The 12,264-nt window shown below is 63.3% G+C and carries 11 protein-coding genes and 2 pseudogenes; 6 read left to right on the forward strand and 7 right to left on the reverse strand.

The features are described from left to right. The first annotated feature begins 6 nt into the window (after positions 1 to 6). The 3 genes from F5544_RS09175 to F5544_RS09185 are packed head-to-tail and all read left to right on the forward strand — an operon-like array spanning position 7 to position 2,560. Entirely contained in the window at positions 7 to 1,398 is a 1,392-nt protein-coding gene (locus F5544_RS09175) for a putative toxin (protein WP_167472795.1), read from the forward strand. After that, entirely contained in the window at positions 1,395 to 2,087 is a 693-nt protein-coding gene (locus F5544_RS09180; RefSeq protein ID WP_167472796.1) for a HEAT repeat domain-containing protein, read from the forward strand. Before F5544_RS09175 ends, F5544_RS09180 begins: the two co-directional genes overlap by 4 nt. After that, on the forward strand, positions 2,084 to 2,560 hold the full coding sequence (locus tag F5544_RS09185; protein ID WP_167472797.1) for a YbaB/EbfC family nucleoid-associated protein: 477 nt from the start codon (positions 2,084 to 2,086) through the stop codon (positions 2,558 to 2,560). The genes F5544_RS09180 and F5544_RS09185 overlap by 4 nt, the downstream gene beginning before the upstream one ends. Positions 2,561 to 2,858: 298 nt before the next feature. Here the strand turns inward: F5544_RS09185 and F5544_RS09190 are convergent, their stop codons facing one another. Further along, entirely contained in the window at positions 2,859 to 3,026 is a 168-nt protein-coding gene (locus F5544_RS09190) for a hypothetical protein (RefSeq protein ID WP_167472798.1), read from the reverse strand. 948 nt (positions 3,027 to 3,974) lie between these two features. Here F5544_RS09190 and F5544_RS09195 point away from each other — a divergent pair. Next, the gene (locus tag F5544_RS09195) at positions 3,975 to 5,390 is read left to right on the forward strand and encodes a hypothetical protein (protein WP_167472799.1); all 1,416 of its coding nucleotides are present in this window, start codon (positions 3,975 to 3,977) and stop codon (positions 5,388 to 5,390) included. Here the strand turns inward: F5544_RS09195 and F5544_RS09200 are convergent. Then, positions 5,381 to 6,265, reverse strand: coding sequence for a hypothetical protein (locus tag F5544_RS09200; RefSeq protein ID WP_167472800.1), 885 nt, complete (start codon positions 6,263 to 6,265; stop codon positions 5,381 to 5,383). The two genes, F5544_RS09195 and F5544_RS09200, sit on opposite strands and share 10 nt — an antisense overlap. Before the next feature lie 155 nt (positions 6,266 to 6,420). On the opposite strand from F5544_RS09200, the gene F5544_RS09205 reads away from it, so the two are divergent. Then, positions 6,421 to 7,800, forward strand: coding sequence for an MmpS family transport accessory protein (locus F5544_RS09205; RefSeq protein ID WP_167472801.1), 1,380 nt, complete (start codon positions 6,421 to 6,423; stop codon positions 7,798 to 7,800). A gap of 800 nt (positions 7,801 to 8,600) precedes the next feature. Here the strand turns inward: F5544_RS09205 and F5544_RS09210 are convergent. From F5544_RS09210 to F5544_RS09225, 4 genes and pseudogenes are all read right to left on the reverse strand, one after another. Next, positions 8,601 to 8,840, reverse strand: coding sequence for a hypothetical protein (locus F5544_RS09210; protein WP_167472802.1), 240 nt, complete (start codon positions 8,838 to 8,840; stop codon positions 8,601 to 8,603). A 391-nt stretch (positions 8,841 to 9,231) separates the two neighbouring features. Beyond that, entirely contained in the window at positions 9,232 to 9,765 is a 534-nt protein-coding gene (locus F5544_RS09215) for a hypothetical protein (RefSeq protein WP_167472803.1), read from the reverse strand. A gap of 294 nt (positions 9,766 to 10,059) precedes the next feature. Beyond that, positions 10,060 to 10,688, reverse strand: a pseudogene (locus F5544_RS09220) (transposase); the annotation flags it as partial. 35 nt (positions 10,689 to 10,723) lie between these two features. Then, a complete protein-coding gene (locus tag F5544_RS09225) occupies positions 10,724 to 11,149 on the reverse strand; it encodes an AbrB/MazE/SpoVT family DNA-binding domain-containing protein (RefSeq protein ID WP_167472804.1) in 426 nt (141 codons plus the stop codon). A gap of 144 nt (positions 11,150 to 11,293) precedes the next feature. Here F5544_RS09225 and F5544_RS47465 point away from each other — a divergent pair. Beyond that, positions 11,294 to 11,587 (forward strand): annotated as a pseudogene (locus F5544_RS47465) (helix-turn-helix domain-containing protein); the annotation flags it as partial. 42 nt (positions 11,588 to 11,629) lie between these two features. On the opposite strand, the gene F5544_RS09230 reads toward F5544_RS47465, so the two are convergent. After that, positions 11,630 to 12,127, reverse strand: a complete 498-nt coding sequence (locus tag F5544_RS09230) for a cutinase family protein (protein WP_238847166.1) — start codon at positions 12,125 to 12,127, stop codon at positions 11,630 to 11,632. Positions 12,128 to 12,264 lie beyond the last annotated feature (137 nt).

The raw sequence follows: 12,264 nt of genomic DNA on the forward strand, positions 1-12,264 counted from the left end.
AGCGTCATGACGACAGTGCATCCCGAGTGGTATTGGGACGTCGCGCGCCAGTTGGGTGATCTGAGCACGAAACTGGAGCAGAAGCTGCGCGAGCTCGACGGGAATCTGGACATCTCGCGTTCGGCCGGTGTGCACTCCACCGCCGGAACGGGCTGGGCCGCGGCCTATTCGCAGTCGGCCGCGGACATTTTCGAACTCGCCTCACTCAGCGCCATCGCGGCGGGCAATTTCGCGAAGATGGTGCACACCGCGGGCGCCAACCACGCCGAGGCCGAGAACAAGAACGCACCGGAGAAGTCGCAGATTCCGATCCCGCCGCCACCGCAGGTGACCAGCCTGCAGTATTCGCTGCACCCGACCCGGCTGTGCAACGGCGGCCTCGGCGACATACCGGGCCGGTGGCACCTGATCGACGGACGGCATAAAAAGGCATGGGCCGATTGCGATACCGGCAAGATCGAGCACGCGAGCCAGCTGTTCGGCAAATTCAGCGGGGAATTCAAGGACGTCAAGCTGAATCTGCCCGGCAATCCGGACGAGCCGGAAGATGTGCCGATGATCCGGTCGGCCGTCGGTCGATTCCTCAACGCGGTCGACGACGTCTCCGCGTTCTCCGGCTATCTCGGCAGTGCCTGTCACGAGGTCGCGGATAAATCGCATATCGAACGGGAACAGATCAAACAGGTCCTTTTCTACTGCGAGATGACGATCAACACCTGGAAGATCACCAGGGCGGCGCCGCCCCTGCGCTGGTTCGTGAAGAAGATGATCGACGCCTACATCGAGGAGTTGAAGGACAGGGCCGGGCGCGACGTCGATACGCTGCTGACGGAATTGGACGGATTCGTCGATGGCGCCGTTCAGCAGACCGGCGGATCGATGGCGGGCGCGACCGGCGACGTTCAGCTGTGGCTGGCGCCGTTCCTGGGACGGTATGCGCGCCAAGGCTATCCGGCGACGGGACGCAACCTCTTCGATAACATCCGGGCCGGGCGCGACGGGGAACTGCGCGCCGGATTGGATCCGAACGCGCCCAAGCGTGCGGTGTTCGTCAACGGTCGCACCAGGATTCCCGACCGGATCGACGATGTGAACCGGCAGGTCACCGAGGTCAAGAACACCAATGACACGCAAGGTTCGGCGCAGCAGATTCATGACGAGTCCGATTGGGCGGCGCAGAATGGATACACCATGACATTGGTTGTCGATAACCGCACGCAGCTGGCGCCCGATACGCAACAGCTGGTGAACGAGGGCAGGGTCACCGTCATTCGCGAGGAATTGGACGACAATCTGCCCAAGGGACAGTCGCCAACGCCGTTCATTCCCAAACCGAATTGGGGTCCGCCGGCCAGTAACAAGGATCCGCGTGGCTCAACCGGGGTGCCGGTGCCGTGAATTACGAATACGCGCGGATGCCGAAAGGCGACAATTGGCTCGACGAATTACCCGCGGGCTATCGCGACGGCACGAACGGATTCGACCTGCGGATCGCCAGGGAGCTCGCCGCGGTCGGCGTGCGCTGCTACACCTTGGACGATCTGGCGAACGGTCCGCGGACCATCCCGCCGGCGATTCCCATCTTCGTCGATTGGCTCGAACATCTCGACGAGCGGATCCCCGGCCCCGAAACCCATCATAAATGGGCCATTCGCACCGGGTTGATCCGCAATCTCATCGATCCGGCGGCCAAGCGCAACCGGCGGGCGATCGAGGTGTTGTTCCGCGAGATCGAGCACGGCGATCCGCCGCTGCAACCCCATGTCGAGTTCTGGGCGGCGCTCGCACTGGACACCATTGCCGAGCGAGCCGACTACGACCGCATGGTGTATCTGTTGCACACCCTGCCCAATATCGCGTCGAAGGTGCCGATCCTGCACTTTCTGGGTCGGTTCAGAACCGAGGAGGCGCGCGAGCTGGTGCTGCCGTATGTCGCGGATCCGAACACCAGGGGACCGGCGATCAGGGCGTTGGCCAAGTTCAAGAACCCGGCCGATCGCGCATTGATCGAGCAATATGCCGACGATCCCAACAGCCAGGTACGTACAGCCGTCAAAGCGGCCCTAGGGAAAATTCCGCTCCGATGACACCCGACTACTCCGCATTCGGAGCGCGCGGGGCCGAACTGCTGAACCGGCTGGCCGAGCAGGCGCGCAGGCTCACCGAGATCGCCGAGGAGGTCGAGGAGCTCGAGGCCGAGGCCACCGACGATCGGCGGACGGTCACCGTGCGCGTCACGGTGGGCGGCTCGGTGCGGTCCGTGACGATTCATCCGGTGGCCCGCCGCCTGACCAACGAGACCTTGGGCGAGTTGATCGTCGAGACAACGAATTCGGCATTCGCCAAGGCGCATGCCCTCGCGGCCGAACATGCGGGCAAATATTATGCCGCGCAACGGAATTTCAACGAAGAGCTGCGCAGGCACGATCCGACCGCGGCGGCGGCGTTCACAGAACTCACCAATAGTGTGGCCGGTGCGCCCGCGCCACCCGTGCCCGCCGGCGACGAGGACGACGATCCTCGACACCCCTGGCCGGCGGTATTCGACAGATCGACCTGATCCGACGCATATGCCCGGGTCGCCATCGCGACGGTCGGTCTATGCCGGTCGGCCGCGGACATCACGAGTTCAGGTAGCTGGTGACCGAGCGACCGTCGCCGGGCGTCTGGAACTCACCGGCACTCCAATAGCTCGTCGGATCGGGATTTGGCGACCATGGGTAACGCTCCCGCTGGAATCGGCTGTGCCACCAGATGATTCGCGATTCTTTCGCCTTCCCCAGCGGGATGGCAGTGCGACTGAGAGGCTTTCCGGGTAGCGGCGTGTCGCTACCCGGAAAGCCTCGATCCGTACCGGCTCAGCCGCGGCGGTAGTTGATGTGCTTGCGTGTGACCACGGCATCCCGGCCGCGGGTATTCACCTTGCCCGCGAACGGCATTCGCTGCTCGACGCCGTGACGGCGCTCCCGTCGGGACAGCCGATTGTCCGCGGTGGTTTTGTTCGGATCTGTGCGCATGGTGGGCATGGGTCCTCCTCATGAATTCACGACCGGCTCGACGCCAGACGAAAGGGTCGAGCCGGAAAAAGCTCGAAATGCCGCATCGCGGCGGGGAATCGGGCGCCTCGAACCAGAACGGCAGGCGCGGAGCACAAAGGTGCTGACTCAGAGGAACAATGCGAACCACATGGGGCATACGCTAGCAACCGTCGTACGCGGGATGCATCTCATTTTCTACGTGCAGGTTCGGTGGGCGAGCTCACCGACATAGGTGGCGAGCATGACGTTCACTGCGCCCGTGCAGAGCGGAGGCGGCGGCCGCGATCGACCAGACCGTTGAGCACGGTCGTGGCGGACCTGGCCGAGTGCGATGCTGCCGTCCCGGCGCCTGCCGACACGCCGATCACAACTGAAGACCGGGGCCGGAACCGTTAGGCGGGAAGGTCATTGGGCGCCGAATGCGGACCACATACGCATCGGCGCGGCGGAGCACTCTGCCCCCTTGAGCACGCTCGGGGTGGATGCGTCACCGCTGACGGTGAATTGTGCGCGAGGGGGACTTGAACCCCTAAGAATGGCATCCACGCCACTAACCAGTGGTCGAGTAGATCGATACTTTCGATCGGGTCCAACAATAATGGATCTGTCTCGGCATCGGAACCTGCGACACGGTCGCAGGTTGGATTCACCGGCGGGGCACTATCAACATGGGAATGGTCCTGACCTGTGGTTTCCTGTCGGGCAGTTGGTGATTGAAGCCGATTACCAGCTATAAATCGACCACGCCGTCGCTGATTCGCGGGTGGCAGGGCAATTGGTTTGCGCGGAGGCGATGGCGGGGATCCCCGCGCCTGCGATGGTGACACCGGGTGGCCACGTTCGACGACTTGATGACAGATCTCCGTACGGTCCCGACGTGGGTCGCTGTTGTACAGGGGATTGCACGGTTGCTGGCGCGGGTGTGTGCTGTGGACTATGCGTCGATGGGATCCGCTCAACCTGCGAATGTTGGAGGTTCTGCGGGTGATCGCTGCTGGCGGTTGTGGGGATGATGCCGGGTCTGCAATGAAGGTGTCGGCGCGAGCACTGGAGGCGCGTGGGTTGGTAACCGTTACGAGGCGGGATGGGTGGTCTGCGGAGGTTACGGATGCCGGCCGCTTCTATCTCGAGCATGGGTATCATCCTGATCGCCCGACCGACTGCCGGTCCGGCGCTGCGGCCGCGAGAGTGCGTGCGCGAAATCCCAAGCAAGCGCTGCCCGAACAAAAACGGCAGTCGGCACCGGCGGCTACGGTTCGGGTTGCCGAGGATCGGCGGTCCGCGGCGGCAAAGCTGGTTGCGGACTTGGTTGGTGGCGACCGGTTTGTGGTCGAGCGACCGAGCGATGAATCGGTTGCCGAGTGGCGCAAGATCGTCGATTTCGCCAAGCGTCACGGAATGGTGCCGACAGGCCATACGTTGGTGAAGCGCCGGACGGATCTGGGTGCCCTGGAGATAGTGCTGGTGGCTGGGACTCACCCGAATTCCGGTCCCGCCAAGAGTGACCCGGCCCGTCGGGTGTTGGTTCCTGAGAGGGTCGATGAGCTGCATCCTCTGCTTGTGGATTTGCCCGATCTCGCGGCGGTTTTTGACATTTCAGCGTCACTGGTGCCGCGGGCGCAGAGGATTATGCACACGATTCTGGTGGAGGCCGCAGCGCGGGGATACGCGGTCGACTGGGCGGAGAACCCGTCCGACGGTGCCGAAATCACGGCCTGCAATCTGGTGTTCCGGGTGTCTTTGGCGGAGGAGCGTGAGGAACGCGAGGTCCTGCCCGATCCGGATGAACTGAACGGTCGGAAAGTGTATGAGTGGCAGCGGTTTCCGCTGGCCAAGCGCGTGGTGCCCTCCGGGCGGCTCGTGCTGTCGCTCACCGAGGTAGGCGATCCAAGCTATCCGTATCGCAGGTGGTGGGCGGATCGAAAGCGGTGGTGCGTCGAGGATCGTGTCTCGTCGTTGTTGGAGGCGGTGCCGCGTCGAGTGCGTGAAGTAGAGGATCGGCGTGTCGCTGCGGAGGAGGCCGCGGATCGACGTCGGCGCGATTGGGAAGCGGCGATGGATCGCGCGCGTGCTGAGTTAGCCGAGCACAGTCGTGTCTCGGCTCTCGATAGGCAGTTGGCTGATTGGCAACGGGCTCAGGCGATCCGCGCCTTCTGCGCTGCCTGCGAACAGCAGACAACCGAGGTGGAGGTGGACGGGTGGCTGCAGTGGTGTCGTGAGTATGCCGACCGCGTTGACCCGGCGTTGAACGGTACGGCCACATCGCCAGAGATCGACATGAAACCGGAGAATCTTCGGCCCTATCTGCGGAATTGGAGTCCGTACGGGCCGGATAAGCGGACCTACTGGTGAGCCGAGTCGCGTTGATGCGCTTGGCGTAGAGCTTCCAGCGGGATGCCGAGGTCGCGTTCGATCGCGTCGGCGTCGCGCTGATTTCCCGACGAACGTAGAGCTGTGACGGCTCGCTCGATAAGTGCGCCCAACCGATACACCTCGGCTCGGAGCGCAAGCAGTTCGTCGTAGCGATCGTGAGCCTCCGCGCCGCACCACTGCCGCACCAGTTCCCGAGCGGGTGCAAATTCTTGGTCCACCTCTGCACAGATTTCGGCGCTGATCCACCCATCGCGAGCACTGCTCGATGCGTACCCCCACCGATTTTGGTGTCGGGCTTCGGCCTCGCTTTCCTCGACCTGTGGCAGGACGACGTCCGCGAACTTGCGGGCAAGGCTCTTCGCGATGACCTGGGTCACGCGCCAGGGCACCAGCAGGCACCCCTCATCGTCGACAAACGACGCAGGGTCACCGGCGATGGACTCGCGGTCGAGGTCGAGATCTCGGGCGAGTGCGTCGACGTCATGGATCTTCAGGATGCCGGAATCGCTGTTGTACAGGAACTCAACGAGGTCATAGTCGGGTAGACCGCTTGCGAGCATATCGAGGGCATGGTCTTCGGTGCTGCCCCGAATGTATTCAGAGCCGTCACGCAGCGTCGCCCAGCGTTGTTCGCGGGCTGACCACTCCTCGGCCTGGTCCCACGGTACTTTGAGTCGTCCGGGCGGCACCCATTCTGATCGTCCTTCGAATTGATCGTCGGTGAACTTGACGAGCACACGCGGTGGTTTGGCAGTGCCGAGCCGAAGTACTTCCACACAAGTGACTGGGTCGGTACCTCGCTGCCGATACGCCCAAAGCTCGCCGACCGCCACCTCGGCCAAATCACGCGGCATGCTGTCTCCCTCGAAGATGCGGTGCTCCCGGTGTCGGATAACCAGTATGTGTACTCGTCGCGAATTCCGTGCCTGTGATCCGGACATGTTGATTGTCCGGCGTTCGGATAGCATTGCGCCGCTGGGATGTTCATGATGTCGAACGGGGGCTGTGCGTGGCCGAGTTGCGTACGGGAGAGGTGTTCGCCGGATATCAAGTCCAGGAAATTCTCGGCCGGGGTGGTATGGGGACGGTATACCTGGCTCAGCATCCGCGGTTGCCGCGGTTGACGGCGCTGAAAGTGCTTGATGCTGCGTTGTTTACGAATGCAGAGATCCGGGCCCGGTTCGAGCGGGAAGCAAATGTCGTCGCGCGGTTGGAGCATCCGAATATCGTCGCGATCCATGATCGGGGAATCGACGGTGAGTCGATGTGGATCGCTATGCAGTACGTTGCGGGCGGCGACGCGGCCTCGATAGGCATCGTCGACCCGCGTCGGGCGGTTCGGATCATCGCCGAGACGGCCAACGCGCTCGATTACGCCCATCGCCGGGGCGTGCTTCATCGAGATGTGAAACCCGCCAACATCCTGTTGGCCAACCGTGAGTCCGGCGAGCCGGAACGCGCACTTCTGGCCGACTTCGGCATCGCCCGACTACGCGATGAGGTTGGCGGGCTGACACGCACGGGGACGTTCACTGCGACCTTGGCGTTCGCGGCGCCCGAGCAGCTGGCGGGCGGCTCGGTCGATCATCGCTGCGACCAGTATTCGTTGGCGTGCACGCTGTTCGCGCTGCTGGCAGGGAGCGCGCCGTTCGCGGCGACCAACCCCGTGGCGGTGATCGAGGCGCATATGCGGCAGCCGCCGCCACCATTGAGCAGCCGACGCGGCGATATGCCGCCCGCGCTTGATGCCGTGCTGAGCCGCGCGCTGGCCAAGCATCCCGATAACCGGTACGGCAGCTGCAGCGAGTTCGCGGCCGCGGCTGGTGAAGCTCTGCTGGCGAGTGCAGCGCCTCCTCCCGCGCCGCCCACCGTGGCCCAGCAATGGGCACCGCCCTCCCCGGGATTGCCGTCCCACGGCCACCAATACCTGATGCCGATGCCGCAAGCGAACCTTCGGCCCAGTCTGCAGCCATCGATGCAGGCACCAGCCCCCAGTTACCGAGCATCAGGGGTTCGCCGCCCGATGCGGCGATGGTTATTGGGCGGTCTGGCCGTGCTCGTCGTTCTTGCGGCCGGTGTAGGGGTGGCCATTGTGGTGAACCAGCCGAAGTTGGGGCCGTCAACGACCTATGAGATTCTGGGCAATGCCGGGGGCCCGGTGACCGTCAGTTACCGGGACCAATCCGGTACGCACCGGGTAGCGAACATCTCGCTGCCGTGGCAGCTGACCGTTCGGGTACCGGAAGGACAGGAGTACTGGGTAAAGGGCGAAACCGCCACACAGCTGGGTCTGAATCACGATCTTCATTGCCGAATCGTGCGGGATGGCCAGGAATTGCATGCAGAATCGGCTCCCAGCTACCAGAACGCCATCGACTGCTCTGTGTAGTGGCGTTTGCCTCTCACACCAACGCCTTCGCCGACTTGCCGACCGCTGAATCCTTCGGCAACGCAACAACTCCCAAGACCGAGACGAAACAGCCGCCGAAGAACGGCACTCCGAAAGAGAACCGGCAGCGGTTGGATTCGCTGACCACGCAAGAGCAGGACGCGATCCCCATCATCCAACCCGCTTCGGTCGGCAACCGGGACGGCCTACCCGCCGACAGTCGGCCTAGTTGAGGAACGTTCGATCTCTGCGACCTTGTTGGTTCCCAGCGATAGGGCTCGGTGAATTGCGCTGCCACTCTTGCCCTCGGCGAACGATCTTGACGCGGTTCAGCCAGCGGGTCCTCGGCCCAGATCGCGTCGATCAGGACGCTTTGCTCGACCGCGCGCCCGCCCGCGAGCACCAACCGCACCAGCAGCCCCGCAATCGGGATCCAGGAACTGCCAGGACTGCGTCACCGCGAGACTGTCGAAAGGCATCGAGCAGCGCGAGGCGAGGCCGCTCATCCTCATCCACCGGTCGATTTTCGCGCAGATGTTCCTGACTCCGCCAACTCGAGCGATATAGGGCTTTCGCCGTCCGCGCCGTACTTCGGCAGGTAGATCCGCGAATGCCGTTGCGCTACACCGCATCACATCGCCGCTACAGCACCCCGGTCGTGCTGAGCTACCGTCGTCGGCGTCGAACCGCCCTCGGCTGTTGGACGCCGATCGAATACGAGACCTTCATGACCCCACCGGCCGGTCAGGCCGGGTGATCGAACCTATCACCCGGTCGTGCAGCAGTCCCCATAGCGAATTTCAGCAGCCGCTGGACTCGGCCCCTCCGCCTCGCGGCGCGATGATCGGGCCGTTGGTCCCGTCGGGTAGGCGTTGCGACACCGACGTGTACGTACTTATCGTGAACATGCGGTCGCCCAATGGATTCCAGTAGCGCAGATCGGTCAGCCACCCACGTAGCCGCGCGCGTACCGGGAGCCGCACCGACACCAGCGTCCCTCCCACCGCGGGAATCGGCTCACGGCGTACGTAGTGCTCCATAAATCAAGCATCGCTGCTCGGACTCACCGAGGAAAGACCCCGAAAATCTCAGCAAAGGTCAACCTTCAAAAGTTGCCGCAAACCTCGCGAAGGGCCGAATACCTTTGCGCCACACCCATCTCGCTGCCGCAGCAGCATCTCCGCCGGGCGCGCTGAGTCGGTGCGGAACCGTGGGTGTCAGCGCCGTGGGCTGTCGTGTCAGTGCCGTGTGCGGTGTGAGCGGCCCGGCTCACCCTTTGCCTGTTGGAAGAGAACAGGTTTCGGAAAGGAAATCATCTCATGTAGGACGTAGCGATTGTGGGCGTGCCTGGGTGGCGCGAGACATTGTCAAATCCTGTGGATGTGCTTGCCACACCGGGTGCTGAGACAATGCTCTGCGGGCGGTGCAAAGTCAGTAGCTCCCGTACGGCGGCGGATATGGCGAACTGGAGGGTTGTCGTCTGGCGGCGATCCATCGGCCGGTAGGTGTGGCAGCGGTGAGGCCGAGGATTGCTCCAGACAGACCGAGGGTAGCCACGCCGATGATGGGGCTGTAGCCGACGGTGCTGACCAGGCCGCCGACCACCCCCAATACCGAGACTGCCATCAGCAGCGCGCGGCCAGCGGTCTTGCGGGCAAACAGAAGTAACGCGCCGAGCACCCATAGCAAGGCAACGCCACCACTGATCGCTCCCGCAGTTTGAATCGCCCATCGCGAATCGCCGGGCGCATGGCTGGAGTTGATGATGGCGATAAACGCACCGATCACGCCGAGCAGCCCAAGGATCAATCCGAGGATTCCGGCCGTGACTGCCGTTGCTCCGGAAGGGGGCTCCGGTGCCAGGTAACCAGCAGGTGGCCCGTACGCCGGTGGCGGGGGATACATCGGCCGGGGCGGCTGAAACCTCTGCGGCGGTTGATAGTTCGGCTGTCCGTACGGGTTCATCGACTCTCTCCCCTTCGTTCCGATGGATTCTACGTAGGCTTCACGCGCACCTCGAATCGTGCCTCCGCTGCGGTCACGCGGGCGAGGGTTCGGAGTGTTCCAACGCCACGCGACACCACGCGGTCGGCGCCACCGACCCTCCATCCACGTGCCGACCGAGCCTGGAATCCGCTGTGCGATCTCAACTCCGGCGGACAGCTGATGTGAAGAGTTCACCTCCCAGGGGTAAGGCCCGCGCTGGGGCCCTGATGCACCGCGACGAGATGCCGGGAGATATTGTCGAAATCCTGTGGATCAGCCAGTTTCAGGCGACCACCGTTCCGGCGGTATCGGCCGCGCCGGTTGAGGCGGGGTGATCTCGCGCGGCCGTTCGAGGAGCTTGCCTTTGTGGAACAGCGCTCCGGTGCGGACGAGAGCACGAGTTCGGGTGCGTTGACCTTGTGCCAGCGGGCCTGGGTGGCTTCGATCAGCTTGTAGGCCATGGCAATTCCGGCGGCGCGAGAGCCCGGCCCCTTGGTGACCTTGGTTCGCAACCGTACCGAAGCGAAGGTCGACTCGATCGGATTTGTGGTGCGCAGGTGGATCCAGTGCTCGGCCGGGTATTTGAAGAACTCGAGCAGCACGTCGAAATCATCGTTGACCTTCGCGACAGCTTTGGGATACTTTGCGCCGTAATCGATTTCGAACGCTTTCACCGCGATCTGGGCCTTATCGATATCCTCGGCCATGTAGATGTCCTTCATCGCCGTGATAGCGCCGGGCTGTGCCGATTTCGGCAGCGCAGCAAGAACATTCGCCGATTTGTGAAACCAGCAACGCTGCTCACGGGTGGTCGGGAACACATCCCGCAGTGCGTTCCAGAACCCGAGCGCGCCGTCGCCGATCGCCAGTACCGGTGCTGTCATGCCACGTCGGCGGCAAGATGGGCACGACGGCATGGTGGAAGTGGTCATCGGCATCACCGCTCCAGCAGCCGCAGACTGGTGCCGAGCAACTCGTCCATCGCCGCTGGCGGATGGATGGCGAGCCGGTTCCGAGACCGGCGGCCGATGAGCAGCACGCGATCCCCAATGAACAGGCTCACGCGGCGACGGAGCCGGAAGGGGATCCGGAAGAACTCGTCTCCAGTTACGACAGCAACGCCGTCGACCGCCGGACTGGCGACGAGGAGCCCGTGCTTCTCGCAGCCGATGTCCAGGTGAGTCCCTGGCACCCACCCGAGCCTGGCGAGCAGATGCCGATCCAGGATCCGGCCGGCTTCACCGACTGTTGACATCCCGTAGACGACGTCGTCGCTGGCGCTTCGTACCCGGACGGGAACCGAGACCGGACCATGAATCAACTCCTGGAGGGGAGCTTGGGGCGGGACGATGGGCGCGATCATCGCAGCCACCTCCACCCCGGGAGTGCGGTGCCGCCCGACGGTGCCATGGAATCCGGCGTAGGCGTCAGAAGTTTTCGCAGGTCAGTTGCTATCGCCACAGATAACCTCCGTGTGTTCGAGTGCACTCGAACACCGGTCCGTCAGATGTGGCACGTATGCCGGATTTTTGTGCGCCTAACTCAAACCCTTTCAAATCTGCCGCGTCCCCTGGAACACCTCATCGCCAAGCTTGGCGAGCAGCCTGCTGAGGCAAGTAGTGCTCAACGCAAGAATCTCGTCCACAAGGTCTCATCGGCGAAGAGTGAGCGACGACCGTACAAGCCGAACCGGAAGCTGTCACCGGAAGAAGTACAGAATCTGGTGGCCCGTTATGAAGCGGGGATGTCGATCGCTGATCTTGCTCGTCAGTTCGGAATGCATACCCAGACGGTTGATTGTCATCTGAAACGACAAGGCGTTCAAAAGCGTGGAACTTTCAAGTTATCCCGTGAGCAAGTCGCTGAGGGAGTAGATCTTTACGCCGATGGCTGGTCGACCATAGAGATTGCCGGGAAACAACGGCGCGTTCGGATTCCGCGTCGGATCAGCGAAAAGTGCTGCGCCAGCGACTTTCTCGGCAGGTATAAGACCGTGTCCCTGGCCGACTTCCTGCACGAACATCGACGCCACATGCGAGCCCTGTGAGTACCCGACAATCGCAAAATCGGTGTTCGGGCATCGAGTTGCTTCGTCGCGCACCATATGCCGCGTGCGCTCGATACCCCCGGTGACCGACTCCGAATACGGCACGGCCGCACCGCCGTTCACGCCACCGAACGCCGCTTGATACGGCACGTATGCACGATCGACCTTACCTGCGGCCCGAACCATCAACGGCCCCAATACCGCATCTCCGAGGAACCCGGAATCGGTGTGCGGGTCGGCATCCGGCGCCGACTCCCGGTGCCCTGCACCCCAACCACGAACAACGGCATACACGCTCGCGAATCCGGCGGCTGCGCCGAAGCCACCCCGCCCACACTCGCAACCGCGAGCGCCGACACAGTCACCGCAGACAACATGCGCGGCATCAGAACCTTCTGTCGGCTGCCAGGAGGAAGGGACCACTTCGGAGC

This window comes from Nocardia arthritidis (assembly GCF_011801145.1).
Classification (GTDB): domain Bacteria; phylum Actinomycetota; class Actinomycetes; order Mycobacteriales; family Mycobacteriaceae; genus Nocardia; species Nocardia arthritidis_A.

Excerpts from the sequence above, each read along its gene's own strand:
- F5544_RS09195 (WP_167472799.1), top strand. The coding sequence starts at position 3,975 with ATGCGTCGATGGGATCCGCTCAACCTGCGAATGTTGGAGGTTCTGCGG.
- F5544_RS09215 (WP_167472803.1), bottom strand. The coding sequence starts at position 9,765 with ATGAACCCGTACGGACAGCCGAACTATCAACCGCCGCAGAGGTTTCAG.
- F5544_RS09190 (WP_167472798.1), bottom strand. The coding sequence starts at position 3,026 with ATGCCCACCATGCGCACAGATCCGAACAAAACCACCGCGGACAATCGG.
- F5544_RS09185 (WP_167472797.1), top strand. The coding sequence starts at position 2,084 with ATGACACCCGACTACTCCGCATTCGGAGCGCGCGGGGCCGAACTGCTG.
- F5544_RS09200 (WP_167472800.1), bottom strand. The coding sequence starts at position 6,265 with ATGCCGCGTGATTTGGCCGAGGTGGCGGTCGGCGAGCTTTGGGCGTAT.
- F5544_RS09210 (WP_167472802.1), bottom strand. The coding sequence starts at position 8,840 with ATGGAGCACTACGTACGCCGTGAGCCGATTCCCGCGGTGGGAGGGACG.
- F5544_RS09175 (WP_167472795.1), top strand. The coding sequence starts at position 7 with ATGACGACAGTGCATCCCGAGTGGTATTGGGACGTCGCGCGCCAGTTG.
- F5544_RS09225 (WP_167472804.1), bottom strand. The coding sequence starts at position 11,149 with ATGATCGCGCCCATCGTCCCGCCCCAAGCTCCCCTCCAGGAGTTGATT.